Annotated in this window: 25 protein-coding genes and 2 pseudogenes; 16 read left to right on the forward strand and 11 right to left on the reverse strand. The window is 71.8% G+C overall.

Annotated elements, in window-relative coordinates; genetic code table 11:
- Positions 1-101: 101 nt before the first annotated feature.
- The gene (locus ACF08W_RS20160) at positions 102-575 is read right to left on the reverse strand and encodes a carboxymuconolactone decarboxylase family protein (protein WP_385213225.1); all 474 of its coding nucleotides are present in this window, start codon (positions 573-575) and stop codon (positions 102-104) included.
- Between the two features lie 230 nt (positions 576-805).
- Between ACF08W_RS20160 and ACF08W_RS20165 the strand changes: the two genes are divergently transcribed.
- Positions 806-1,216, forward strand: a complete 411-nt coding sequence (locus ACF08W_RS20165) for a VOC family protein (protein WP_385213221.1) — start codon at positions 806-808, stop codon at positions 1,214-1,216.
- A gap of 78 nt (positions 1,217-1,294) precedes the next feature.
- Complete coding sequence (locus ACF08W_RS20170) at positions 1,295-1,879, forward strand: GNAT family N-acetyltransferase (RefSeq protein ID WP_392280047.1); 585 nt, start codon at positions 1,295-1,297, stop codon at positions 1,877-1,879.
- Between the two features lie 13 nt (positions 1,880-1,892).
- On the opposite strand, the gene ACF08W_RS20175 is transcribed toward ACF08W_RS20170, so the two are convergent.
- The gene (locus tag ACF08W_RS20175; RefSeq protein ID WP_392280048.1) at positions 1,893-2,354 is read right to left on the reverse strand and encodes a VOC family protein; all 462 of its coding nucleotides are present in this window, start codon (positions 2,352-2,354) and stop codon (positions 1,893-1,895) included.
- Between the two features lie 123 nt (positions 2,355-2,477).
- On the opposite strand from ACF08W_RS20175, the gene ACF08W_RS20180 reads away from it, so the two are divergent.
- From ACF08W_RS20180 to ACF08W_RS20190, 3 genes are all read left to right on the forward strand, one after another.
- Complete coding sequence (locus ACF08W_RS20180; protein ID WP_392280049.1) at positions 2,478-3,539, forward strand: helix-turn-helix transcriptional regulator; 1,062 nt, start codon at positions 2,478-2,480, stop codon at positions 3,537-3,539.
- Positions 3,540-4,077: 538 nt separating this feature from the next.
- Positions 4,078-4,764, forward strand: coding sequence for a 4'-phosphopantetheinyl transferase family protein (locus ACF08W_RS20185; protein ID WP_392280050.1), 687 nt, complete (start codon positions 4,078-4,080; stop codon positions 4,762-4,764).
- The gene (locus ACF08W_RS20190; protein ID WP_392280051.1) at positions 4,737-5,516 is read left to right on the forward strand and encodes an SDR family NAD(P)-dependent oxidoreductase; all 780 of its coding nucleotides are present in this window, start codon (positions 4,737-4,739) and stop codon (positions 5,514-5,516) included. The genes ACF08W_RS20185 and ACF08W_RS20190 overlap by 28 nt, the downstream gene beginning before the upstream one ends.
- 51 nt (positions 5,517-5,567) lie before the next feature.
- Here the strand turns inward: ACF08W_RS20190 and ACF08W_RS20195 are convergent, their stop codons facing one another.
- Together ACF08W_RS20195 and ACF08W_RS20200 are read right to left on the reverse strand one after the other, a co-directional pair.
- On the reverse strand, positions 5,568-5,933 hold the full coding sequence (locus tag ACF08W_RS20195; RefSeq protein ID WP_392280114.1) for a hypothetical protein: 366 nt from the start codon (positions 5,931-5,933) through the stop codon (positions 5,568-5,570).
- A gap of 64 nt (positions 5,934-5,997) precedes the next feature.
- A pseudogene (locus tag ACF08W_RS20200) lies at positions 5,998-6,225 on the reverse strand (DUF397 domain-containing protein); the annotation flags it as partial.
- Positions 6,226-6,474: 249 nt separating this feature from the next.
- Between ACF08W_RS20200 and ACF08W_RS20205 the strand changes: the two are divergent.
- The 3 genes and pseudogenes from ACF08W_RS20205 to ACF08W_RS20215 form a co-directional block, all read left to right on the forward strand.
- Positions 6,475-6,729, forward strand: a pseudogene (locus ACF08W_RS20205) (FAD-dependent oxidoreductase); the annotation flags it as partial.
- 196 nt (positions 6,730-6,925) lie between these two features.
- Positions 6,926-7,243, forward strand: coding sequence for a DUF6191 domain-containing protein (locus tag ACF08W_RS20210; RefSeq protein ID WP_385213202.1), 318 nt, complete (start codon positions 6,926-6,928; stop codon positions 7,241-7,243).
- 39 nt (positions 7,244-7,282) lie between these two features.
- Complete coding sequence (locus ACF08W_RS20215; protein ID WP_392280052.1) at positions 7,283-8,113, forward strand: M55 family metallopeptidase; 831 nt, start codon at positions 7,283-7,285, stop codon at positions 8,111-8,113.
- Here ACF08W_RS20215 and ACF08W_RS20220 read toward each other — a convergent pair.
- The 3 genes from ACF08W_RS20220 to def form a co-directional block, all read right to left on the reverse strand.
- Positions 8,100-9,299 (reverse strand): HEAT repeat domain-containing protein, encoded by a 1,200-nt coding sequence (locus tag ACF08W_RS20220; RefSeq protein WP_392280053.1) that lies wholly within the window; start codon positions 9,297-9,299, stop codon positions 8,100-8,102. The genes ACF08W_RS20215 and ACF08W_RS20220 overlap by 14 nt on opposite strands.
- Positions 9,300-9,350: 51 nt before the next feature.
- Positions 9,351-10,022, reverse strand: coding sequence for an HAD family hydrolase (locus tag ACF08W_RS20225; RefSeq protein ID WP_392280054.1), 672 nt, complete (start codon positions 10,020-10,022; stop codon positions 9,351-9,353).
- A gap of 88 nt (positions 10,023-10,110) precedes the next feature.
- Positions 10,111-10,776, reverse strand: coding sequence for a peptide deformylase (gene def / locus ACF08W_RS20230; protein WP_392280055.1), 666 nt, complete (start codon positions 10,774-10,776; stop codon positions 10,111-10,113).
- A 133-nt stretch (positions 10,777-10,909) separates the two neighbouring features.
- On the opposite strand from def, the gene ACF08W_RS20235 reads away from it, so the two are divergent.
- The 4 genes from ACF08W_RS20235 to ACF08W_RS20250 all read left to right on the forward strand — a co-directional run bounded on the left by ACF08W_RS20235 (position 10,910) and on the right by ACF08W_RS20250 (position 15,301).
- A complete protein-coding gene (locus tag ACF08W_RS20235) occupies positions 10,910-11,503 on the forward strand; it encodes an ArsR family transcriptional regulator (RefSeq protein ID WP_392280056.1) in 594 nt (197 codons plus the stop codon).
- A gap of 207 nt (positions 11,504-11,710) precedes the next feature.
- Complete coding sequence (locus tag ACF08W_RS20240; protein WP_392280057.1) at positions 11,711-12,136, forward strand: ATP-binding protein; 426 nt, start codon at positions 11,711-11,713, stop codon at positions 12,134-12,136.
- A 1,355-nt stretch (positions 12,137-13,491) separates the two neighbouring features.
- The gene (locus ACF08W_RS20245; protein ID WP_352281256.1) at positions 13,492-14,070 is read left to right on the forward strand and encodes a helix-turn-helix transcriptional regulator; all 579 of its coding nucleotides are present in this window, start codon (positions 13,492-13,494) and stop codon (positions 14,068-14,070) included.
- Positions 14,071-14,290: 220 nt separating this feature from the next.
- Complete coding sequence (locus tag ACF08W_RS20250) at positions 14,291-15,301, forward strand: 2,3-butanediol dehydrogenase (RefSeq protein ID WP_385213185.1); 1,011 nt, start codon at positions 14,291-14,293, stop codon at positions 15,299-15,301.
- A gap of 117 nt (positions 15,302-15,418) precedes the next feature.
- Here ACF08W_RS20250 and ACF08W_RS20255 read toward each other — a convergent pair whose 3' ends face one another.
- From ACF08W_RS20255 to ACF08W_RS20270, 4 genes are all read right to left on the reverse strand, one after another.
- Positions 15,419-16,210 carry an SDR family NAD(P)-dependent oxidoreductase gene (locus tag ACF08W_RS20255; protein WP_392280058.1) on the reverse strand — a complete coding sequence of 264 codons (792 nt, stop codon included), beginning with the start codon at positions 16,208-16,210 and terminating at the stop codon, positions 15,419-15,421.
- A 434-nt stretch (positions 16,211-16,644) separates the two neighbouring features.
- On the reverse strand, positions 16,645-16,998 hold the full coding sequence (locus tag ACF08W_RS20260) for a methyltransferase (RefSeq protein WP_392280113.1): 354 nt from the start codon (positions 16,996-16,998) through the stop codon (positions 16,645-16,647).
- Position 16,999: 1 nt separating this feature from the next.
- Positions 17,000-17,329 carry a methyltransferase gene (locus tag ACF08W_RS20265; protein ID WP_392280059.1) on the reverse strand — a complete coding sequence of 110 codons (330 nt, stop codon included), beginning with the start codon at positions 17,327-17,329 and terminating at the stop codon, positions 17,000-17,002.
- A gap of 11 nt (positions 17,330-17,340) precedes the next feature.
- Positions 17,341-17,646, reverse strand: a complete 306-nt coding sequence (locus ACF08W_RS20270) for a hypothetical protein (RefSeq protein ID WP_392280060.1) — start codon at positions 17,644-17,646, stop codon at positions 17,341-17,343.
- Between the two features lie 370 nt (positions 17,647-18,016).
- On the opposite strand from ACF08W_RS20270, the gene ACF08W_RS20275 reads away from it, so the two are divergent.
- From ACF08W_RS20275 to sbnB, 4 genes are all read left to right on the forward strand, one after another.
- The gene (locus tag ACF08W_RS20275; protein WP_392280061.1) at positions 18,017-18,217 is read left to right on the forward strand and encodes an acyl-CoA carboxylase subunit epsilon; all 201 of its coding nucleotides are present in this window, start codon (positions 18,017-18,019) and stop codon (positions 18,215-18,217) included.
- Between the two features lie 703 nt (positions 18,218-18,920).
- Positions 18,921-20,450: an acyl-CoA carboxylase subunit beta gene (locus tag ACF08W_RS20280; RefSeq protein ID WP_392280062.1), complete on the forward strand. Its 1,530-nt coding sequence runs from the start codon at positions 18,921-18,923 to the stop codon at positions 20,448-20,450.
- A 377-nt stretch (positions 20,451-20,827) separates the two neighbouring features.
- Positions 20,828-23,812: a BTAD domain-containing putative transcriptional regulator gene (locus tag ACF08W_RS20285; protein ID WP_392280063.1), complete on the forward strand. Its 2,985-nt coding sequence runs from the start codon at positions 20,828-20,830 to the stop codon at positions 23,810-23,812.
- Between the two features lie 245 nt (positions 23,813-24,057).
- Complete coding sequence (sbnB, locus tag ACF08W_RS20290) at positions 24,058-25,092, forward strand: 2,3-diaminopropionate biosynthesis protein SbnB (protein ID WP_392280064.1); 1,035 nt, start codon at positions 24,058-24,060, stop codon at positions 25,090-25,092.
- Positions 25,093-25,102 lie beyond the last annotated feature (10 nt).

A 25,102-nucleotide genomic window follows, 5' to 3' on the forward strand; every position in this document is an offset into this window, starting at 1 on the left:
CCCGTGAAACGCTCCGAGGCTCGCCCGGCCTGCGGCAACCCTCACCCGGCCCCCGCGCCCCCGTGTCACTGCTTGCGCGGGTGCGTGTGGGCGAACCCGTCTCAGTGGAGCTGGCCGGGTTCGTAGGAACCGGCCGGCTGACGGGAGAGGACGTTCAGCCGGTTGACCGTGCCCATGAAGGACACCAGGAGGACGAGGGCGGCGAGCTGCTCCTGATCGTAGTGCGCGGCCGCCTTCGCCCACACGGCGTCGGTGACTCCGTCGGCCCCGTCCGCGATGCGGGTGCCTTGTTCCGCCAGTTCGAGTGCGGCCCGCTCGGCTTCGGTGAAGACGGTGGCCTCCCGCCACGCGGCGACCAGGTTCAGTCGTACCGGGGTTTCGCCGGCAGCGGCGGCTTCCTTGGTGTGCATGTCGATGCAGAAGGCGCAGCCGTTGATCTGGCTCACCCGCAGCGCGACGAGTTCCTGCACCGCCGCGGGAAGCGGCGACTGCCTGAGGATCCTGCCCACCGCGGTGACGTGCTTCAGGGCCTTGCTGATGGTCGGGTCGGTGAAGTAGTCGATTCGGGCGTCCATCGTCGTGCTCCTTCGTGTGTGTCCGTGTCCTCACTCCTGTGACGGGACGGGCCGCCCCGATGTGACAACCCTGGATGTGATCTGGGTCTCGCCACCCTGGGTGTGCCGGGCCGACGCGGACCGGCACGGTCGCTTCCGCCCACCGTTTGCCGTCCATGTCCGGTGGTCCGTCATATGTCGTGCGTGGTGTCCGGCGCGCGGGACGAGAGGCAGTCCTTAGCATGATCGCCATGGACATCACCATCCACACGAGCGTTCTCCCGCATGACGATCCGGAGCAGTCCCTCGTCTTCTACCGCGACGTCCTCGGATTCGAGGTCCGCAACGACGTCGGCCAGGGCCGGATGCGCTGGATCACGGTCGGTCCCGCCGGTCAGCCCGGCACATCGATCCTTCTGGCCCCGCCGGCCGCCGATCCCGGCATCACCGAGGACGAACGCCGCACCATCGCCGAGATGATGGCCAAGGGGACCTACGGCTGGATCCTGCTGGCCACCCACGACCTCGACACCGTCTTCGGACAGGTCGAGTCGCGCGGCGCCGAAGTCGTCCAGGAACCCACCGAACAGCCCTACGGCATGCGCGACTGCGCCTTCCGCGACCCAGCGGGCAACCTGGTCCGCATCCAGGAACTCCGCTGACCCCTCCCGGCCGCACGACCGGGAACACACGCGCCCCCGTCCACGCGCACGAGGGGCTCCACACGGACGGGGAGAACGATGGACCGCACCCACGGTACGGGCGATGGATGGGTGGGCGAACGGATACGCCTGCGCGGGGTCGAGCCCGAGGACTGGGAGGGCTTCCGGGACCTGGCCCGCGACACCGACGACGCCCGCGCCGCCGGCCCCGTCGACCCCCCGCGCTCCGCCGCCGGATTCCGCGCCTGGACCACCGAACGGGCCCTGCGCCCGCCGGGAGGCGACACGTTCCGCCTGGTCGTCGAGACACTCGACGACCAGGACTTCGCCGGATCGGTGACCGTCGCCCACACCGACACCCGCGCCGGCCGGTTCATGACCGGCATCGAGATCGCCCGTGGACACCGCCGCAAGGGCTACGCCACCGAAGCGGTGTGCCTGGTCCTGGCCCACATGTTCACCGAACAGCGCTGCCACAAGTGCGAAGTGGAGGTCTACGCCTTCAACGACGCCTCCCTCGCCCTGCACCGCGCACTGGGATTCTCCGAGGAGGCACGGCTGCGCCGGCACGAGTTCATCGCGGGCACCTACCACGACGTCGTCCTGCTCGGCATCACCGCGGCCGAGTTCCAGGCCGCCCGCCCCCGCCCGGAACCCCGCTGACCCCCGGGGCGGATCAGTCCAGACAGAACTCGTTGCCCTCGGGATCGGCCATCACGATGAACCCGGCGCTCAGCGGGGGAGCGGGTTCGTCACGACGCACCCGGCTGGCCCCCAGGGCCACGAGCCGGGCGCACTCGGCCTCCAGCGCCGCCATCCGCTCGCCGCCGGCCAGCCCCGGTGCCGCACGGACATCGAGATGGACCCGGTTCTTGGCCTCCTTGCCCTCCGGCACCCGCTGGAAGAACACCCGGGGACCGAGCCCCCGCGGGTCCTCGATCGCCGACCGCGCGTTGCGCTGCTCCTGCGGTACCCCGATCCCGGCAAGGAAGGTGTCCCACGCCGCCAGCGGGTCACCGCCCTCGGGCACCTCCACCCCGGGCGGCCCCGGGTGGACGTAACCCAGCACGTCGCGCCAGAAGCACGACAGCGCACGCGGGTCACGGGCATCGAAAGTGACCTGGATGTCACGGCTCATCGGAGAACTCCGTTCACAGCGAACTTGCCCGCCGGCACAGGACCGTGCCGGCGGGAGGACCAGGAACACCTTGACATCGAAAAAGGACAGAACCGGTCCGCTTTTCCTGGCAGAGTGATCCGCATGGACGCGACCGACAGCCCCGAGCGAGGGACGACGGAACGGGTGCTCGCCCTCCTCGGCCTGCTCCAGCAGCAGAACACCTGGACCGGCCCCGAACTGGCCGCGCGGCTCCACACCACCCCGCGCACCGTGCGGCGCGACATCGGACGACTGCGCACACTCGGCTACCCCGTACACGCCGCCCTGGGGGTCCGGGGCGGGTACAGCCTGGGCCCCGGACAACAGCTCCCACCTCTCCTTCTCGACGACGAGGAGGCGATCGCGACCGCCGTCTGTCTGCTTCTCGGCGCGGAGAACCCCGCCACCACGGACACTGCCGGGACCGGAGCCGGGGGCAGGGAAGGGAGAGGGGGAGGTGATGCGGCGCTGCGTGCGCTGACCAAACTCGACCAGGTCCTGCCCGCCCGGCTGCGCGAGGAGGTACGGGCGCTGACCGTGTCGGTGGAGTCCTTCGGCCAGGGGCGCGCCCCGGCCGATCCCGAGGCGCTCATGACGCTGGCCCGGGCATGCCGCGACCGGACCGAGGCCGGTTTCGACTATCCGTCCAGGGCCGGAGTGACCGCGCGCCGTGTCGAGCCCTACCGCTTGGTCGCCTCCGACCGGCGCTGGTACCTGCTGGCGTGGGATCTCGACCGTGATGGCTGGCGCACCTTCCGCGTCGACCGGATGTCCGGGGTGACCGCCCGGACCTGGCGCTTCGTCCCGCGCCCCGCTCCTGACGCGGCGTCCTACGTGCAGGAGGGCGTCGTGAGCCGCGTCTACCCGCACCGGGCCCGTTTCCTGGTGCACGCCCCCGCCGCGACGGTCCGTGCGCAGGTCCCGGTGTCGGCGGCCGTGGTGCACCCGCGGGGCGAGGAACGCTGCGAGGTGGTCAGCGGTGCGGCCGACCTGGACTCCGTGATCCTGCATGTCCTTCTGCTCGGACACGAGTTCCAGGTACTCGATCCGCCGGACCTGGGCGACCGCTGCCGTGCCCTGGCCGGCAGACTGCTGGCCGCCGCCCATCCTCCACCCGCACCCCCGGAGGGGGGACGGCCCCGCCCGGATCTCCCGAAACCATGAGCAACACCCCCGCTCTGCAACGGGGTTGTCCGGGCGGGGGCCGCGGCCGTTGGGCGTCATTCCCGCCGCGCCCGGGGCGCACCGGCTCGGGCGCACCGGGCGCCCCCGCTCCTGCGCCCGCGTACAGGGTGGTGGTGCTCCGGTTCCGGGCGCTTCTTTGTCATCCGTGTGGGTGATGACCACGGGCACCGCCGAACCGTACGTTGACTGTGCGTGTGCGGGGTGGCCCCACACACGTCCCTTTCTCCTCGTCCTGGCACCATGCCCCGGTCGGCACAGCGCCCCGCTCCGCTCCCTCCTGGTCCTGTGCCGCTGGATCCGACAGTGCGCGCCGCTGCCCCCGTCCACGCGCCATGGAACGGGGCCACCCCGCACTGCCCTCCCGGGCCCGGGCCTTCCCGGAAACCGCCGTGCACCACACCCTGCGCAGAGGAGTCGCCTTGGCCGAGTGCCGTGCCGTTCTGCCCCCGGGGCAGAACCCCCGTCCTCCCGGCGGACGTGCGTCCCGAACCGCCGCCCGCACCCGGATCGACACCCCGTGACCCCGCCCGCGCACACCCTCACCGGTGCCCGCCATCGCCGGATACCCGCCGCGGCGGGCCCCGTCGATCTCTGGTGGTACGTCGCCCCGCACGGCCGCCCGCTGCCCGGCCGGACCCTGCTGCGCCACGCCGTCGCCTTCCGCCAGGCACGCCCCGTCACCTCCGTCACCGTGGTCCGCGACCCTCTCGGCCGGCCCGAACTCGCCCCGGGACAGAACCTGCTGCCCCTGCGCCTGGCCGCCGCCCACTGCGGCCCCGTGACCGTCGCCGCCCTGCTCCCGTCTCCCCGGGACACCACCCGCATCGGTATCGGCATCGAGCACCTCGTCTCCATGCCCCCACCGCACCTGCTGCGGTCCGCGCTCCGGCCCGGGGAGGACACCGCGGCCCCCGGCCGACCCGTGGCCCTGCGCAGGGAGGAGTTCCTCACGCTCTGGACGGCCCGGCAAGCCGTCGCCAAGACCCTGGGCTGGTCCCTCCTACGGGCACTCGTCGACACCGAGATCGCCCTGCGTCCCCGCCTCTGCCTGGCCCGCATCGGTCACGACACGACGCCGCGCGGCTGGCAGTTGATCCCCTTGACCCTGCCCGGAGCGCCCCACACGGTCACCCTCGCCCTCCACCAGCCCCCGCCCCGCCCACGACGGGAGACCCGATGGACCTCACCGGCAGGACGGCACTGATCACCGGCGGCACCCGGGGAACCGGCCTGGCCATCGCCCACACCCTCCACGCCCACGGCGCCCGCGTCCTCATCACCGGCCGCTCCCGGGACAGCGGCCGCACCGCCCTCGCCCGCCTCGGCCCCGGCGACGACATCGCCCTGTGCGTGGCCGACGCCACCGACCGGGCCGACGCCGAACGCGCCGTCGACGAAACGGTCGAGCGCTACGGACACCTCGACATCGTCGTCAACAACGTCGGCGGCGCCCCCGCCCCCACCCCCGTCACCGAAACCACCGACGAAACCTGGCACCACACCCTCGCCCGCAACCTCGACCCGGTCCTCTACACCACCCGCCACGCCCTGACCCACCTGATCCCGCAGCGCTTCGGCCGCGTCATCACCATCTCCTCCGTCGAGGGCCGCGACCCCGATCCCGGCCTGTGCGCCTACGCCGCCGCCCAGCACGCCCTGATCGGGTTCACCCGCGTCCTCGCCAAGGAGACCGGCCCGTACGGCATCACCGCCAACTGCGTGTGCCCCGGTGCCGTGGAGACCGCCCCGCCCACCGGGCAGGCTTCCCACAGCAGCCACCACGACCGTTTCGAGCACCTCGCGGGTCCCGGCCTGGTCCGCCACTTCACCGACCGCACCGCCACCGGCCGCCTCACCCGCCCCGAGGAGGTCGCCGCCGCCGTCCTGCTCCTGGCCTCCCGCACCGGCTCCGGCATCACCGGCGCCTGCATCCCCGTCGACGGCGGCGCCACCTGACCGGACATCAACCACCCGAGTGAAGACGGGGGAACCACCGATGCACAGCCCTCACGCGCAGATGTACCGGGGCAGGTCCCGACCGATGACCTCGTGGCGGAATCGGGCGTCCCATTCCCGCCAGAGGCCCCGCGTCAGCACCCCGGCGACCTGGAGTCCCGAGGGCTCGACCGAAGCCCACAGATGAGGGTCCCGGTCCTCCGTCGCTGAGAACCAACGCGCGCCGTCGCCGGACAGCAGCTGCCAGCCGGGCAGCCCCTCGTATATCTGTCGCAGCGTTTCCCAGTCCGCAGGCGTGAACCTCCGCCAGGCCAGTCCGTAGACCCGTTCCACGACCGCCCTGTGCTCCACGTCGCCCGCCGCCGGGGCTCCGGGCAGTTCCTCGCCGTTGTCGTAGTACCAGCCGTCCTCTTCCACCCGGACAGCGTGCCAGAGAACGGGCGCCTCGGACGGTGTCGAAGTCCTCGGCCTTCACTCCGGCCACGAAGGAGGCGAACGACGCGGTCGGCACGTTCGGTGCCGTGGCGGCGGGGTGCTTGGAGTCGCGTACGGGGACGATGCCGCGCTGCTTGATCACGGCCACGGATTCCGCCCGGGAAAGTGATTCAGCCTGCAACTGGTGGGAGGCGGTCGGTAGAGGCACCACGGACAGGCTTTCCCGTTCGAGCTGCCCCCGCTGCGCGGACCCTGCGTAGGAGAGGAAAAGCATGCCGACAGCCGGACGTCGGACTGCTGTCGGCGGCTTGTCGGTCGGCCGTCGGAGCTGTCGGGTTGTGGTCGGCGATCCGTCGGAGGTTCGTCGGCGGGGCCCGGCACCTTCGAAGACGGCCGCCCCTCCACCGGCGGTCCGATACCGAAGGAACCATGCACACACACGTCACGGTCATCGGCGCGGGACTCGGCGGACCCGTCCTGGCCCGCGTCCTGCACCTCCACGGCATCCCCGTCACGGGGCACCCGGTGGGACCGAGTTCCCGGGGTGACCCTGCTCGGCGATGCCGCCCACCTCGCGGCCCCCAACGGCGAAGGCGCCAACCTCGCCCTGATCGACGGCGCCGAACTCGGCCGGACCCTCGCCGCCGCCCACCCCGGCGACACCGAGGCCGCGCTCACCGCGTACGAGCGGGACATGTTCCACCGCAGCAGCCAGGCCCCCGCCTTCGACCGCGCCGAGATCCAGGAGATCGCCCACGACGACAACCTCCACCCCTGATCAGCAGGATGACCGGGAAGGACCATTGAGCCGACGCACGGGGAGACGGTTGCGACCGCCGCTTCCCGCGCGGGCCTTCCGGCCGCCGTGTGGACCCGGCCGGTGGAACGGCCACCCCGGCCGGGTCCAGCGGGAACCCCGTACCCAGCCCGAGCACGTCTTCGCCCGGCGGGGGAGGGGCGGTGATACTGGCCCGATGGGATTCCTCGTCTTCATGACACTGCCGGGGCTGGTCCTGCTGCTCACCGCGCTCGCCCTGGTGGACCAGGTGCTCCTGCGGGCGGGCCGGGCCGGGCTGTTGCCCTGGCGCAACGGCGCCCGCCAGGGGCAGGTCTCCGCGACCGGCTTCGAGCAGCTGCACGCCACCTTCTCGGCGGGCAAGCAGAACGAACTCAAGGAACGGCAGACGGCCCTGGTCCTGCGGGACGACGAGGAGGACGGTGCCCCGCCCCACCGCACCGAGGTGGACCTGGAGCGCGGCTCGGCGGTGATCCGCCTGCCCCGAAACCCCTGACCGGCCCCGCGTACGCGGGCACGCACATAGGCTCCCGGCATGACGAACGTGCTGATCTCCGTCGACATGGAGGGCGTCTCAGGGGTCGTGCACCCCACCGAGACCAACCCGGACGCCTACGACTACGAACGCGGCCGCGCACTGATGACGGCCGAAGCGAACAGCGTGATCGCCGGCGTCCTGGACGCCGAACCCACCGCCACGGTGCGGGTCGCCGACGCACACGGCCCGTTCCGCAATCTGCTGCCCGAACAACTCGACCGGCGCGCCCGGCTCGTCCGGGGCAAACCGCGCCCGCTGGGCATGCTCGGCGGCCTCGACGAACACACCGACGCGGTTCTCCTCATCGGCTACCACGCCCGCTCCGGCGGCGGCCCGGCCGTCCTCGCCCACACCATGAACGACGGCATCCTCGACGTGCGCGTCGCCGGGCGCTCCATGGGCGAGATCGGTCTCAACACCGCCATGGCCGGCCACCTCGGCGCCCCGGTCGTCCTGCTCAGCGGCGACGACCGCGCCTGCGCCGAACTACGCGACCTGGTCCCCGCCGCGGCCACCGTCGCGGTCAAGGAAGCCCTCGGCCAGGCCGCCGCCGTCACCCTCCACCCCGAGGAGGCCCGGGAACTCCTGCGCCGTACGGCCGCCGAAGCCCTCGCACGCCGCGCCCAGGTCCTCCCGCTCGCCCTCACCGGACCGCTGGACGTCGAGGTCGACCTCTATTCGCCGGTCACCGTCGACCTCGCCGTCCTCGTGCCCGGTGTCTCGCGTACCGGGGACGGCCGCACCGTCGCCTTCACCGCGGCCGACTTCGCCGAGGCGTACCGCCTGGTCCTGCTGCTCGCCCAGCTCGCCACCATCAAGGCCCGGTAACGCCAACGCCGTTCGGGCGGGCCGGGAGGTGGCGCCGCACCCTGCCGCCGGGGTCGCCGGTCAGCAGGGCGGCCCTGCGCTCCAGTTCCCGGGGGTCCAGGATGCCCAGGGTGCGCCATGCTTCCGCGCGTACGAGCACCCTGGGGTGGGCGAGGAGGTCGACGACCCGGGGCACGTCGTCGGCCGTCCCGAGGTCGGACAACCCGCCCAGGGCGCCGATGAGGACCGCGTCGGGCGGGGAGGCGGCCTTGAGCGCGTCGCGGTAGACCTGCGGTGCCAGGTCCGTATGCCCGAGGGTGTACAGGGCGGCGCGGGCGTGGTGGCGGGCCCGGGCGTCCTTGTCGAGCATGGACCGGCGCAGATGCGGTTCCCCGTCCGCCCGGCGGGCCCGGGCCCGCAGCCCCCGCAGACGGATGCGGGGGCTGCTGCTGTGCTCCAGGCAGGGCAGGACCGCGTCCTGATCGGCCGGTGCGAGCCGCTTGGACGTGGCCGTGCGGGCGGCCCACTGCCACAGGGCCGGGTCCCGGGTCGCGAAGGCGGCGGTGACGGCCGGGACGGGATCGGTGCGGGCCAGCCAGCGCAGACACGACGCCCGGAGCGGGGCGTCACCCGACCGTACGCCCTCCCACATCGCCTGCGTGCCGGACCGCAGCAGAAGATCCTCCACCACGGTCAGCAGGCGGCCGGCCCTGTGGCGTCCGCGCAGCTTGTCCAGGAACGGCAGCAGCTCGACGAGGAGCCCCACGTGCCCGGGGCCCAGCCGGGCGGTCACCGCGTCCCGCGCGAGGTCCCGCACGTGTCCGACCGGGTCGTTGAGGCGCAGCAGGAGGAACGGAATGGGGAAGGAATCCTCTTCGGGTGCCTGCGCGAGCCGGGCGACACCGGCCTCGCGCAGATATCCGGAACGGTCGAACGACATCAGGGCCGCCACCGCCAGGGCATGGTTCCCGGGAACGGTGCCGTCCCCCGTCAGGTCTGGTGACGAGACGCCTCCGAGGAAGCCGAGACCGTAGTGTCGGCCGCGGTAGCCCGATTCGAGGCGCATCAGCTCGGCCGGTGTCGCCGCCCGCAGCAGACCGTCGAGGCGGTGCGCAGCCAGGGCGGGGTCGTCGGCCCAGGTGTGCACCACCCGGACGGTGGAGTCCAGCAGCGGCGACGGGGAGAACCCGTCCGCGTCCCTCGTCATCTCCGCCCGCACCTCTTCCTCGCCCTGCGGCCGTTCCTGAGCCGCCGCCTCTCATTGTCGGCCTCTCCCGGGTGCCCCGGAGAGGCCGGGGCAGATGCCCAGGAGGTAGCCCAGTGGTCCGTGCAGGTCGGCCGGTTTGCGGTAGTGGAGGCCGGTCATCCCCAGCGCCGCCGCGGCCCGGACGTTCTCCGACCGGTCGTCCACGAACAGGCACCGGTCCGGGTGGGCCCCCGCCCGCAGGGCCGCGATCTCGTAGATCCGCCGGTCCGGTTTGGCCACCCCCACCCGGGCACTGCTGACGACGTGGTGTGCGAGCCCTGCCAGGCCCATGGCCGTCAGGTCCTCCTCCAGCCGCACGGTCGCGTTGGTCACCAGTACCAGGGGAAGGTGCTCCCGTACGCGGCGCAGCAGGCCCACCACGACACCGTCGGCCCGGAACGGGGCCCCGGCCAGTGCTGTGGCCAGCCCGCGCGCCCGGCCCTCCGGTATCCGTTGCGCGAGACGGGCCGCGACGGAATCCACCCACTGCTCCTCGGTGATCGTGCCGAGGAGCAGCGGCAGGTCGAGCTCCGGAGCGTACGCCACCTGCTCGGTCGTGCCCTGCGGGAGCCCGGCCTCGCGTTCCAGACGGGTCAGCGCCGACGTGTCGTAGAAGCGGATCACATTGTCGAGGTCGCACAGCACCGCGTCGAAGGGCCCGGGGGCGGTCGGGGGAGAGATCATCGCCCTTGCATAGCACGGGGGTGGCGGAGTCGGGCACGGGGCAGGGGCCGGGCCACCGGTGGCGGATAAGCGGCTGCCGGGGAGCGGGTCAGCCCCGTACCAGTCGGGCCAGCCGCTCCGTCCGCCCGACGAAGACCTCGTCCTGGCGGTCCATCATCTGTCGCAGCGCGTCCTTCCGGTCCCGCCGGGAGAGGCGGTCGAGGTAGGTGTGCCCGAAGAGATGGTCGGTCTCGTGCTGCAGGCACCGGGCGAAGTACCCCGTCCCCTCGACGACGAGAGGGGCCCCGTCCTTGTCGAACCCGCGGACCACGGCTCGGTCGGTGCGGGGGACCACCTTGGCCGCGCCGGGCACGGACAGGCAGCCCTCGTACTCCTCGACCAGCCGGCGGCCGTCCGGACCGTGCAGGTCCAGGACCGGGTTGAAGACATGGCCGACGTGGCGGACTCCATGGTCGTCCAGACAGTCGTACACGAACAACCGCAGCCCGACCCCGACCTGATTGGCCGCCAGCCCTGCCCCCTCGGCCACGTGCATGGTCAGGAACATGTCGTCGATCAGCGTGGACAGCTCCGGCGTCCCGAACCCGGTCACCTCCTGGCACGGGCGCCCGAGAACCTCCTCGCCCGTCACCGTGACCCTGCGGAACGAACCCCGCCCCGCCTCCGGCGGCAGCACCGGATACGTGTCGACGGGGTGGCCCTGCACGCGGACACGCCGGTCGTCGGGACGGAAACGCTCGGGGCGGACAGACATGGCCGACTCCTCTTCTCGTACACCGCCCTTCCCGCGCACACCGCAGGAGAGGCGCAGGACCCTCACGGGGGACGGCGGCTCGGGCAGGGGACACCGCTTGCCAACTGCTTTGCAAAGTAGCAGACTTTGCAAAGTGACAGTGGATGATCAGAACGCTCCGAACGCTTCGACCGGCCGGAGCGTTCGCGCCGACGCGGTGTTGCCCGAGCACGAAGTCCGCACGGCCCTGCTCGCCCTGCTCGCCGAAGTCGGCACGGCCACGGCGACCGAGGCCGCCGCCCGGCTGGGCCACAGTTCCGGCCTCTGCTCGTTCCACCTCCGCCAGCTCGCCCGGCACGGGCACATCGAGGAGGCCCCGCATACCGGGGGTCGAGCACGCCCCTGGCGATTGCGACGGGAAGCCCCGGACACCCCGGACCCCGACGGCAACGGTGGCGGCTTCGGTGATCTGGCCCGGGGGCTGGAGGACGAGAGCTGGCAGCGGTGGCTGGACCGGCGGGAGACCGTGCCGCCCCGCTGGCGCCACGACGAGGCATTCAGTGAGGTCGCCTATCTGACACCAGAGGAGATGGGCCGGGTCGCGGACGCGGTCCGGCAGGCACTGGCGCCCTACCGGGACCGCGAGCAGCGCCCCCTGGCCCGGCCCGGTGACGCCCGGCCGGTCGCCCTCATCACCCGTCTGTTCCCCCTGCTGCCCCACCCGGAGGACCGGCCACCGACGCCCTGAGCGCACCTGGTCACCGCACCTCGAACATCCGACCACGCACTCCGGTGCCGTGACCGGTCGGTCGGCTGTCGCCGTTACGTCTGCAGAGTTCTGCAATTGGTGACTTCGCCCAACCGGCGCCCGGCCGGCGGCGAGGGGACGGGGGACAGGCATGAGGGGCACGGGGGACCGGCTGCTGCGCTGGGGCACCGGGGCGGGGTGGGCGTGATGCCGTGTCTGCCCGCGCCCCGCACCAGTCTTTTCTGGGACCTGCCGCCGGTCCGCGGGTCGGTACGGGTGGCCCGGAACCGCAGTGGGCGATGGCTGGCCGGGGCCGGGTTCGTGCCGGGCTCCGCGCTCTTCGGCGCGGCGCTGCGGGTGGTGGCCGAACTCGTCTCCAACGCGGTGCTCCACGCGGGCTGTTCGCCGGATGTGCGTGTCGGCCTGGTCCTGGAGGGCTACCTCCTCACGATCACCGTCCGGGACAGGGACCCGCGCCCAGTGCCCCTGACCGGTCTCGCGCCCCGGCAGGGGCTCGCGGTGGTGACGGCTCTCGCGCACGACTACTGCGGCGACGTACGGACCGTCCCCGCCGCCGACGGGCCGGGCAAGAGCGTCGTCGTACGGTTTGCGCTGCTTGGCGCTGTCGAATGAATTGAGACCTGGTTTGGGTGGTTCCGGATTTGTGTGTGGTTCGCGGGCGTTGGTGTGGGTAATCGGTGCGCGGTGTTCTGGTCCTGTTCTTTATGGGTGAGTTTGGTGTCTTGATTAAGCGTGGGGTTGAGGTGAGGCTTGGCGGCGTTCGTTCTCCGGTTGTGTGTTGTTGTGAGGAGTGAAGGATGCGCGTTCAGGGGCTGAGGCGGGTTGTTGCTGGTGTCGCGGTGATGTGTGGGGTGTTGCTGGGCGGGGTGTCGGGCACTGCGTCGGCGGCTCCCGGCCCGTCTGCTCCCGGTGTGTCGGTCGGGGTGGATGTGTCGGAGTGCGGGGCCGTGGGGAGTTTGTGCGTGTGGGAGGGGGCTTTTACGGGGCGGTGGGTTTTGTATGAGGGTTTGAATGGGGGTTGTGTGAATGTGCCGTTCGGTGTGCTGGCCGATATGAATATGACGGATCGGCGGGTGGAGTTCTTCCGGAGTGCGGATTGTTCGGGTACTCCGGTGCACAGTGAGCCTTCTCTGGGGTTTCATTCCTGGGTGAGTAAGGGTGCTCTCTACAGTTTCCGGGCTGTCTGACCCGGCTGTCCTGTACCGGCACTGTTCCGCCGGCGCTGTCGCACTGGTCCCGCACGGGCGGAATGCCCGACGGCTTCCCCCACTTGCCGTCTGTGCGGGCGCGGTGGCCGGACGTCCCCCTGCTGTCCGCGGCTGTTCCCGGTCGCGGGCATGTCCGCCGCCCCCACCCCCCCCACACGTGTGCACTGGTGTTGGTGGGGGTGTTTTTCATTTGTGCCGCTTGCTGTGTCGTTCGGGGTGATCGGAGGGGTGCTCCCCGGGCGTCCGGTTGGTGGTCTCTGGTAGGGCGACGGCCCCGGGCAAGGGGCGGGTCGGGGGAGTGGTGCCGTGGGGTGCCGCCGGGTTCGGGGGGATATGCGTACGGTGCGTCCGTTGCAGGATCTTGGTCTGTCCGCAGGTGCGGAGGCTGTTTATCTCGCGTTGGTGGAGCGGGGGCCGCGGACCGCGGACGAGCTCGTCGGGGCGCCTGGGCCTGAAACGGGGCCTGGGTCGGGGTCGAGGCTGGTGGGGGTGTCGGCGGGTGCGTTGTGGGACGCGGTTGCCGAGCTGGGTGCGATCGGGTTGGTGTCGTGTGTGGGGGGCAGGTTGGTGGCGCAGCCGCCCCGGGCGGCGTTGGAGGCGGTTGCGGAGCGGCGTGCGCGTGAGGCGAGGGTCGCGTACGAGAGTGCTGTGGCTCTGTCGCGGTACTGGCTCGATCACACGGTGGGGTCGGGTTATGTGGAGGTGGTCGATACTTCCGAGCGACGTGGGGAGGTTCAGTCGTGGGTGCACGAGGGGGCTGTGTCCGAGGTGCGCGCGTTGTCGATCGGGCCGGTGGGTGGGGGTGAACGGTTGCCGGAGGTGGGTCCGGGGGTGTGGGACGCGTTGGGGCGGGGGGTTGACTACCGGGTGGTCTACAGCGTCGATGTCCTGCAGGATCCGAGGGCGTTGGACGTGGCGCACGCGTGTGTCGCACGGGGGGAGCGGGCCCGGGTGTTCCCGGATGTCGCGCTGAATCTCCTGGTCTGTGACGACCGGTTCGCGGTGGTGTCCGTCGCTGCTCCGAACCGTGTGGGGCATCACAGTGTGGTCGTGCAGCAGTCGGGGCTCTTGGACGGTTTGGTGGGCGTGTTCGAGTCGTACTGGCAGCTCGCTGTTCCGCTTCCGCCGGTGGGGGCGGCCGTCACGAGCGGGGCGGGCCCGGAGGAGCGGCAGTTGCTGAGCTGTCTCAGTGCGGGGCTGACCGATGAGTCGATCGCCCGTGAGTTCAAGGTGAGCGAGCGTACCGTGGCCCGGCGCATCGCCCGTCTGCAGGAGATGCTCGGTGCCAAGACCCGTTTCCAGCTCGGTGTCCAGGCCAGCCGTCGCGGCTGGCTGTGACCCCGCAGCAGAGCCCCGTACCCGGGCACCCTCTCGCCCGTGGCCCGTGCTCTGGCCTGTGCGCTGCCACGGCGTGCGGCCGGGCGGGCGGGACCGTACCGTTGATCCAGGGGTGTGGACACCTCGGTGGGGTGGGGGTGGTGCACAGTTGAAGGAGTGATTCCTGGTGAAGGCTGCACGTTATTACGACCGTGGTGATATCCGTATCGAGGATGTGCCGGTGCCTGCCGTTCTGCCAGGTACGGTGGGGATCGACGTTGCGTATTGCGGGATCTGTGGTACTGACCTGCACGAGTACCTCGACGGGCCGATCTTTGTCCCGCCGGCCGGTCATCCGCATCCGGTCTCCGGCGAATCCGCGCCCGTCACGCTCGGCCACGAGATGTCGGGCACGGTCTACGCGGTCGGCGAGGGCGTCGATGATCTGGAGCCGGGCGACCGCGTTGTCGTGGAGCCCTACATCCTGCGCCCGGACGTCGACACCAGCGAGAACAACCCGACCTACCACCTCTCGCCCGACATGAACTTCATCGGACTCGGCGGCCGGGGCGGCGGGCTCGCGGAGAAGATCGTCGTCGAACGCCGCTGGGTCCACCCCGTCGGCGACGTCCCTCTCGACCAGGCAGCACTCATCGAACCGCTCTCGGTCGGTTACCACGCCTTCCAGCGGTCGGGCGCGAAGACCGGCGACTTCGCCCTCGTCGGCGGCGCCGGCCCCATCGGCCTGCTCACCTGCGCGGTACTCAAGGCCATGGGCATCCGCGTCGCGGTCACCGAACTCAGCTCGCTGCGCCGGCAGAAGGCCCTGGACACCGGGGTCGCCGACCACGTCATCGACCCCGCCACCACCGACGTCACCGAAGAGGTGCGCCGCCTCACCGACGGCAGGGGAGCGGACGTCGCCTACGAGGCCACCTCCGTCAACGCCGTCCTCGACACCCTGATGGATGCCGTCCGGCCCGGCGGCGTCATCACCGTCATCTCGATCTGGGGCAAACCCGCCTCGCTCGACATGCAGAAACTCGTCCTCAAGGAGATCGACCTGCGCGGCACCATCGCCTACGTCAACTCCCACCCGCAGACCATCGAACTCGTACGGGAGGGCCGCGTGGACCTGGCCCCGTTCATCACCAGGACCATCGGCCTGGACGACCTCGTCACCCAGGGTTTCGACACCCTGATCCACCACAACGAGACGGCCGTCAAGATCCTGGTCGACCCCCGCGCCTGACACCCCACGTGGGTGCCGGTTGGTCGGTCGTCGGTGGGGCCGGTCCGTGGTGATTGCGGGTCGGTCCGTGGGCGGGGTCGTGGGGCTGTGTGTGTGGGTGTCGTTGTTTGGGGTGTTTTATGTGGCGAGGATGCCGCCGTCGACTGCGATGTGGCTGCCGGTGGCGAAGGAGGCGTGGTCGCTGAGTAGCCAGAGGGCTGCGTGGGCTATTTCGTGTGGTTCGGCCATGCGTTTTTGGATCTGGCGGGTGATGAATGTTTCTTCGGGGGTGGGGTCTTTCTCGATGGCGGTGTTGATCATTTCGGTGCGGGTGGTGCCTACGATCAGGGAGTTGACTCGGATGTTGTGGTCTCCGTATTCGGCGGCTGTGGCTTTGGTGAGGCCGAGTACGGCGTGTTTGGCGGCGATGTAGGGGGAGGGGGCGCCGGTGGCGATGAGTCCTGCGGAACTCGCGGTGTTCACGATCGCTCCGTGTCCGCGTGTGAGCATGGCGGGGATCTGGTGGCGCAGGCAGTTCCATGTCCCGCGTACGTTGATGTCCATGACGTGGTCGAAGTCCTCTTCGGGGAGTTCGTGGGTCCGGCCGAAGACGGAGCCGGCGTAACCGGCGTTGTTGAAGGCGCCGTCGAGGCCACCGAAGTGCTCGAGGGCGGTGGTGACGGCGCGTTCGACGTCGTGGGCCCGTGTCACGTCGCCGGTGCTGTGGGCGGCCCGGCCGCCGGTTGCCGTGATCTCCCGGGCCAGGGTTTCCAGCCGGTCCTCGCGGCGGGCCATGAGGACGACGGCCGCGCCCTCGGAGGCGAACAGCCGGGCTGCGGCCTCGCCGATGCCGCTGGATGCTCCGGTGATCATCACGGTGCGGCCGGTCAGCAGGCCGGTGTTCTGTATGGGGGACGTCCGTTCGTTCATGTACGCGAGTAAACCCGAAGCGGCCGGCCGCCATACGCGCTTTTCCCGGACCGATGCCCCGGACCGGGACCCGCGGGTTCTGGGGCGGCCGGTGTCCACGGTCAGGCGGGGATCGACGCCCGGGCGGTCGGCGGCGTCTACCGGCCGTATGCCCGGATGCCACGGTGCCCGGGGGTCGGGGTGCCGGGTGCTCCGGGGGCTGGGTGCCACGGTGCCGGAGTGGCCAGGGCGCTCGGATGCCGGGGGTGCCCAGGGGCCCGGATGCCCCGAGTGCCGGGTGCCGGGGGTCATGGGGGCTGGGTGCCCAGGGTGTTCGGGTTTCGGGTGCCCAGTGTGCCCGGGGGCGGGTGTCCCGGTGCCGGGGTGTCCGGGGGGTGGGGGTTTCGGTGGCGGGGTTTTGGTGGGGTGGTGGTGTTCTGGGTGTCAGGTGGTGCTCACTGCCTCGAGGACGGACAGCATGGTCGGTGTCGGCGCGATGCGTCGCAGGTGCAGTCCGGCCGCTGTGAAGAGCCGGGGGTGAAGTCCTTTGCTGTGCGTTCCTTTCCGGTGAGGGAGGCCGTCATCATCAGGTCCGTGGTCTTGGACTGGTGGGGCAGGTTCCCGGGTGGTACGACGGCGTCGATGACGAGGACGCGGCCGCCGGGTGTCATGGACCGTCGGCAGTTGTGCAGGATCGTGGCCGAGTCGTCGTCGTTCCAGTCGTGGAGGATCCGTTTGAGGAGGTAGAGGTCTCCCGCCGGTACGGACGAGAAGAAGTCGCCGTGTGGCAGCGTCCAGCGGCCGGTGATGTCAGTCCGGGTGGCCCGGGCGGTGGCCGGCCAGGTCGTGTTCGCGGTCGTGGAGGATTTGGCGCAGGCCGGGCCGGCGGCGGAGTACTTCGGTGAGCAGGCCGCCGTGGCCGCCGCCGACATCGATGACGGTGCCGTCGGACGGGAAGTCGTAGGCGGTGGCGACGGGCCGGTTCTCGGGGTCCGACATGGCGGTCATGCTGACGTGGAAGACGGCGGCGGTTTCCGCGTCGCGGGCGAAGTGGTCGAAGAACGGTGTCCCGAAGATCCCGGTGAGGGCGGGGCCCCCGTCGGTCAGGCAGCGGGTCGTCTCCCCGGCGGGCCGCCACATGGTGGGGTCGGTCAGTATGAGGACCGCGGCGCGGGCGGAGTGGGGGCGTCGGAGTGCAGGGTTCGGCCGGTCGTGGTCAGCCGGGAACGCCCTTCGTCCGTCTCCTCGACCACCCCGCGGGTGGCGAGGAGCCGCGGGACCCGGCCGAGGTTGCGGGTGTCGGTGCCGGTCGCCGCGGCGAGCCGTTCGACGCTCTCGGCACCGTCCGCCAGGTGGTCGGCCACCCCCACGGCGGCCGCGGCGCGCAGCGCCGCGGGAAACAGGAATCCCAGGCTCTCGTCGATCAGCCGGGCGGCGGACTGCCGTGCCGTGCTCATGCCGTTGCGCCTTCTCGTTCGCCGGTGCCCGGGTTCCCCGGGCGGGGCCAGGATGGCGCACGGGGCGGGGCGGGGGCGGTCACCTGCAGACCGCCCCGGCCCGGTCTTCGGGGGCCGGGGCGGGGCCGCCCGGCCCGGGAGCCGCTGGTCGCAGGTGTCCTGCCCGGCCGGGCCGCCTGGTGGGGGGTGTCCGGCCGTCTTCACCCGGACGTGGGTCTGCGGGAGGTCCGGGAGGCGCCGCCCGGCGGGGCGCCGTGCCGTCGGGCGGCGCCCGCATAGGGGCCGCGTAGTACCCCGCAAGGGTCCTGTCGTTCCCTGGGTGGGCCCGCGGGGTTCCGCGCGGTCCACTTGGGAGTCACGGGAGGGTGAGATGAACGGTCCGGACAGTCCCGGGGTCGCGCTGAACATCGAACGGGGGCAGGCGACCGACGAGGAACTGGCCGCGCTCACCGTGGTGCTGTTCGCGCTGCGTGCCGGCCGGGCGGACCCACCGGCGAACCGGCGGCCGGCCGCCGGTTCGCGGTGGTGGCGGCACATGGACCGCTACGACGCCCCGATCAGCTGGCAGTGAGGAGGACGACATGACGACAGCGATCGACCCCCAGACCCCCACCCACACCCCCGCCCCGGCCCCTGCCGCTGCCCCGGCTTCCGCCCCGGCTTCGGCTCAGGCATCCGCCCCCGCCCCGGCTCCAGCCCCTGCCCCGGCCCCTGCCCCGGCTCAGGCATCCGCCCCGGTTCCTGCTCCGGCCCCCGCCGCAGGCCCGGCGCCAGTCCCCGCCCAGCCTCCTGCCGCTGCCGCTGCCCCGGCTCCAGCCCCGGCCCCTGCCCCGGCTCAGGCATCCGCTCCCGCCGCGGCCTCGGTTCCTGCCCCGGCCCCCGCCGCAGGCCCGGCCCCTGCCGCGGTCCCCGCCCGGGCTCCGGCCCCCGACGCGGCCCCGCGCCCCGCCGCGGGCCCTGCTCCGGCCCCCGCCCCTCCCGCTGCCCCCGCCCCTGCTTCGGCTCAGGCATCCGCCCCCGCCCCTGCCCCGGCTCCAGCCCCCGCCGCAGGCCCGGCCCCTGCCGCGGTCCCCGCCCTGGCCCCGGTTCCTGCCCCGGCTCAGGCATCCGCCCCCGCCGCGGCCCCGGTTCCTGCCCCGGCCCCCGCCGCAGGTCCGGCCCCAGTTCCCGCCCAGGCTCCGGCTCAGGCCCCCGCCCAGACCCCAACCCCGGCCCACACCCCCGCCCCGGCCCCGGCCCCGGCCCCCGTCCCGGCCGATGTCCGGGGCCGTGTCGTGGAGCTGCACGCCCTGCGCGAACTGGCCCGCGGCGGACCGAGCGAGGAAGCGACCCGGGCCCAGCACGCCAAGGGGAAACTGACCGTGCGCCAGCGGCTGGCGCTCCTCTTCGACGAGGGCACCTTCCACGAGGTCGAGCAGCTGCGCCGGCACCGGGCCACCGGCTTCGGCCTGGAGGACAAGAAGCCCTACACCGACGGTGTCGTCACCGGCTGGGGGCTCGTGGACGGCCGGACCGTCTTCGCCTTCGCGCACGACTTCCGGATCTTCGGCGGTGCGCTGGGCGAGGCCCACGCCACGAAGATCCACAAGATCATGGACATGGCCATCGCGGCGGGTGCCCCGCTGGTCTCGCTGAACGACGGCGCAGGCGCCCGTATCCAGGAGGGCGTCAGCGCGCTCGCCGGCTACGGCGGGATCTTCCGCCGCAACACGAGGGCCTCGGGCGTCATCCCGCAGATCAGCGTGATGCTCGGCCCGTGCGCGGGCGGCGCCGCCTACAGCCCCGCCCTGACCGACTTCGTGTTCATGGTCCGCGGGACCTCGCAGATGTTCATCACCGGCCCGGACGTCGTCAAGGCCGTCACCGGTGAGGAGATCACCCAGAACGGGCTCGGCGGCGCCGACGTCCACGCCGGGACCTCGGGCGTCGCGCACTTCGCGTACGACGACGAGGAGACCTGCATCGCCGAGGTCCGCTACCTCCTGTCGATGCTGCCCTCCAACAACCGCCAGGACCCGCCCGCCCAGCCGGCCCGCGACCCCGCCGGCCGGCGCGGCGAGACCCTGCTCGACCTCGTGCCCGCCGACGGCAACCGCCCCTACGACATGACGAAGGTCATCGAGGAGATCGTCGACGACGGCGACTACCTCGAGGTCCACGAACGCTGGGCCCGCAACATCGTCTGCGCCCTGGCCCGCCTCGACGGGCACACCGTCGGTATCGTCGCCAACCAGCCGCAGTCGCTGGCCGGGGTCCTGGACATCGGCGCCTCCGAGAAAGCGGCCCGCTTCGTCCAGTTCTGCGACGCCTTCAACATCCCCGTCATCACCCTCCTCGACGTCCCCGGCTTCCTGCCCGGCGTCGACCAGGAACACGGCGGGATCATCCGCCACGGCGCCAAACTCCTCTACGCGTACTGCAACGCCACCGTCCCCCGTATCTCCCTCGTCCTGCGCAAGGCGTACGGCGGCGCGTACATCGTCATGGACTCCCAGTCCATCGGAGCCGACCTCACCTACGCCTGGCCCACCAACGAGATCGCCGTGATGGGTGCCGAGGGCGCCGCCAACGTCATCTTCCGCCGGCAGATCGCCGCCGCCCCGGACCCCGCCGCGGCACGCGCCCGCATGGTCGAGGAGTACAGGAGCGAACTCATGCACCCCTACTACGCCGCCGAACGCGGACTGGTCGACGACGTCATCGACCCCGCCCGGACCCGCGAGGTCCTGATCACCTCCCTCGCCATGCTCCGCAACAAACACGCCGCCCTGCCCTCCCGCAAGCACGGCAACCCCCCGCAGTAGACCCCCCGCCCGGGGCACGGAACACGACAACCACCACACCCCCCACCGGGCCACCCCCCGCCGGGCCACCCCCCCCCACCGGGCCACCCCCCACCGGGCCACCCCCGCCGGGCCACCCCCGCCGGGCCGTCCCTCCCACCGTGCCCCGGGTGGTCACGGCCGCCCGGGGCCCGCACGGATGTGCCCGCATATGACAGACAGCCGGCCCCCGCAGGTATGCCCGCGACCGGCACCGGGAACCAGCCACCGAGAGTTCGTCCCCGATCACCCGTTTCGAACTCCTGGCCGGGTAATCTGGCCCCCGGAATTGCCTCGGGGTGGGGGAAACGGGAGGCCCGGTGGGGGAACGGTTCTTGTTCAAAATCCTAGGCCCACTCATGGTGACATCGGGTGAGCGGAAGGTGGTCATCGGCGGTGCCCGCCAACGGACCACCCTCGCCCTGCTGTTACTCAACCCCGGCCGGACCGTGCCGGTGGACACCCTGGTCCACGAAGTGTGGAACGGGAACCCGCCCGCCACCGCCCGCACCCAGATCGCCATCGTCATCGCAGCCCTCCGCAAGACGTTCAAGGCCCAGGGCGCCGCCGACGACACCATCGTGACCACCCACCCCGGATACCTCCTCGACGCCGAGAGCCACTACATCGACTCCGTGGAGTTCACCGACCTCGTCGCCCAGGCGGAGACCGACGTACGCGAACAGCGCCTCAAGGACGCCGCCCGCCACTACCGCCGCGCCCTGGACCTGTGGCGCGGACCCGCACTCGCCGGAGTGTCCGGACTGCTCGTCGAGGAAGAAGCCGGCCGGCTCGGCGAACACCGCCTCAACGCCTACGACGACGCCACCGCCGTCCAGCTCGCCCTGGGACGCCACTACGAACTCCTGCCCGAACTCCGCGGGATCGTGCAGGACAACCCCCTGCGCGAACGGACCCGCTACCACCAGATGCTCGCCCAGTACCGGGCCGGCCGCCGCGCCGAGGCCATGGAGTCCTACCGCGAGGCACGCGAGCGGTTCATCGAGGAACTCGGACTCGAACCCGGACCCGACCTCCAGGAACTCCACGACCTGGTCCTGCGCGACGACCCCTCGCTGACCCCCGCCGACGGACCCGTCCTCGTCACCGACACCACCCCGCCGGACGTCGCCGTCGTCCCCTCCGAACTCCCCCCCGACGTCCCCGGATTCACCGGACGCGAAAAAGAACTCACCGCCCTGGACGCACTGATGACCGAGTCCGGGACCACCCTCCAGACCCCCACCGTCGGCCTGATCACCGGCGTCGCCGGAGTCGGCAAGTCCGGCCTCGCCCTGCGCTGGGCCCACCGGGCCGCCGACCACTTCCCCGACGGACGCCTCTTCGCCGACCTGCGCGGCTACGACGGCCAGCACGAACCCGCATCCGTCTCCGACGTCCTCGGCCGCTTCCTGCGCTCGCTCGGCGTACCCGGCCAGCAGATCCCCGAAGCCCTCGAAGAACGCATCGCGCTCTACCGCAGCCTCCTCGCCGAACGCCGCGCACTGATCGTCCTGGACAACGTCCGCACCCACGCCCAGGTCGCCCCCCTCCTCCCCGGCAGCGGAACCAGCTGCGCCCTGGTCACCAGCCGCGACCAACTGGAACAACTGGTCACCTGGCCCCAGGAGGCCCGCGTCCACCTCGGCGTCCTGCCCCCCGACGCCGCCGTCGCCCTCGTCGCCCGGATCGCCGGCGAAGAACGCATCACCACCGCCCGCACCGACACCGACCAACTCGTCGAACTCTGCGACCGCCTCCCGCTCGCCCTGCGCATCGCCGCCGCCCGCCTCGCCTCCAAATCACACTGGTCGGTACGCCACCTGGTCGCCAGACTCAGCGACGAACGACGCAGACTCGACGAACTCAGCCAGGGCGAGTCCCGGGTACGCGCCGGATTCGAACTCAGCTACCGCTACCTCTCCACCGACGCCGCCCGCCTCTTCCGCCGCCTCGGCCTCGCCCGCGTACCGGACTTCACCTCCTGGGCCGCCGCCGCACTCCTCGACACCGACGTGATCGACGCGGAACTCCTCCTCGAAGACCTCGTCGACACCCAGTTCCTGGAAGTCGTCGGCGTCGACCCGACCGGCCGGCTGCGCTACCGCTTCCAGAACCTGCTGCGCCTGTACGCCGCCGAACGCGCCCGCGACGAGGAATCGGACGAAGACCGCCGCGACGCCTGCCGGCGCGTCTTCTGCACCGCGCTGACCATCGCCCGCGAGGCACACCGCCGCGAGAGCGGCGGGGAGTTCGGCATCGTCCACAGCACCGCCGCCCCCGCCGCCGTCGACACCGACCTGCTGGAAGAACTCCTCGCCGACCCCCTCGCCTGGTTCGAGGCCGAACGCCTCTGCCTGGTCGGCATGGTCGAACAAGCGGCCCGGACCGGCATGGCCGACCTCGCCTGGGACCTCACGGCCTGCGCCTCCGTACTCTTCGAGACCCGCAGCTACGTGGAGAACTGGCAGAGCTGCGCCGCACACGCCCTGGCCGCGGCACAAGCCGCCGGCGACCGCCTGGGCCAGGCCGTCATGCTCCACCACACCGGAGCCGCCGCACTGATGCGCCAGAGCATGGACGAGGCCAGGGCCCGCTTCGAGGAAGCCCTGGCACTCTACGCGGACCCGGACGGACAACTCGGCCGCGCCCTGGTCCTGCGCAACCTCGCCGTCGTCCACCGCCTCCAGGGCGACCCCGACGCCGCGGCCGGCCGGCTGCGCGCGGCCCTGCCCATCTTCCGCGAGGCCGGCGACCTGTCCTCGCAGTCCTCCGTCCTGCAGAACATGGCCCAGCTCGAACTGGACCGGGGCAACTACGAAGCCAGCCTCGCCCACGCCCAGGACGCCGTCCGGGTCGCGGAATCCATGCGGCCCGTCGCCTCACGCAGCCTCGCCCAGTGCCTGTACCGGCTGGGCAGCGCACAGCTCCTGTCCGGACGGGCACAGGAGGCCGAGGACACCTACCTGCGGGTGGAGGAACTCTCCCGCGCCAAGGCCGACACCCACGGCCTCGCCCACGCCCTGTACGGACTCGGCCAGGCCCGGGTGGCGCTCGGCGCCCTCGAATCGGCCGAGACCGCCTACGTCCAGGGCCGCAAGGTCGCCCGCGGGCTCGACAGCCCCGTGGTCGAGGGATCGATCCGCCTGAAACTCGGCGTACTCCTGAGGGAACTGGGCCGGGAGGAGGAGGCCCGCACCGAACTCCTGGGCGCCAGGGAACTGTTCACCCGCAGAGGGGCCACACACTGGCAGGACGAGGTCGCCCGGGAACTCGGCGGCTTCCCGGAAACACTCCCCAACCCCGTGCCGCACCTCCCCCCGAACACCCCGGCCACCGAATAAAAAACAGGGGGCCGTCCCACACCCCCGCCGGAACCGAACGGGGCCGCCCCCAACCCCCGGCCACAACCCCGCCGGGGGGGGGCGGCCCCCTTGAAAGAAAAAAAGGGGGACGGCCGTATTCCAGGACCCGCCCCCCAGGCCACGGAACGGGGCCCGCTTAATCCGCCGATAGCACGCCGATAAGCCGGATGCCTAGCGTCATCACAGAAATTCTGTTCCCCCCTTCAAGAGCTGTGGAGTCAGTGATGCCGCCCAACCCCGAGGTGCCCTCGTTCGCCGTGATACCCGGCGCACAGGTGCACCGAGTCCTCGACGGCCGGCACGAGGAAGTGGTCCGGCTGGTCGAGTCGGCCTACCGCGCGCACGGCGCGGGCGACACCGTCAACCCGCCCTCCTCCTTCCTGCGCTTTCCCGACCGCCCCGCCTCACGCATCATCGCCCTGCCCGCCTCCCTCGGTGGCCCCGCACCCGTCGACGGCATCAAATGGATCTCCAGCTTCCCCGGCAACACCGCAGCCCACATCCCCCGCGCCTCCGCCGTCCTCATCCTCAACGACCCCACCACCGGCTACCCCCTGGCCTGCCTGGAAAGCTCCATCATCAGCGCCGCCCGCACCGCCGCCTCCGCGGCCCTCGCCGCCGACCGGCTCAGCCAGGGCCGCGACCGGCCACGCCGCATCGGCTTCTTCGGCACCGGCCTGATCGCCAGATTCATCCACCAGTACCTCACCGGCACCGGCTGGACCTTCGAAGAGACCCACATCCACGACCTGTCCGACGAACACGCCCACGGCTTCACCCGACACCTCGAACACGAGGGCCGAAACGGCACCATCACCCTCCACACCGACCCCGAACACCTCATCCGCTCCAGCGACCTCGTCGTCTTCGCGACCGTCGCCGCCGCCCCCCACGTCACCGACCCGGCATGGTTCACCCACAACCCCCTGGTCCTGCACGTGTCCCTGCGCGACCTGTCACCCGAAGTGATCCTCTCCGCCACCAACATCGTCGACGACATCGACCACTGCCTGAAGGCCGAAACCTCCCCCCACCTCACCGAACAGACCACCGGCAACCGGGAATTCATCGACGGCACCCTGTACGACGTACTCACCGGCGACCTGAAGATCCCCCACGACCGCCCCGTCGTCTTCTCCCCCTTCGGACTCGGCGTCCTGGACCTCGCGCTCGGCAGACACATCCACGACACCCTGCGCGCCGACGGCCAACTCGCCGTCGTGGACGGCTTCTTCCACGAGACACGCCGGTACGGCTGAGAGGAGACGA

Origin of the sequence: Streptomyces sp. NPDC015144 (assembly GCF_043079735.1) — a bacterium.
Taxonomy (GTDB): Bacteria; Actinomycetota; Actinomycetes; order Streptomycetales; family Streptomycetaceae; genus Streptomyces.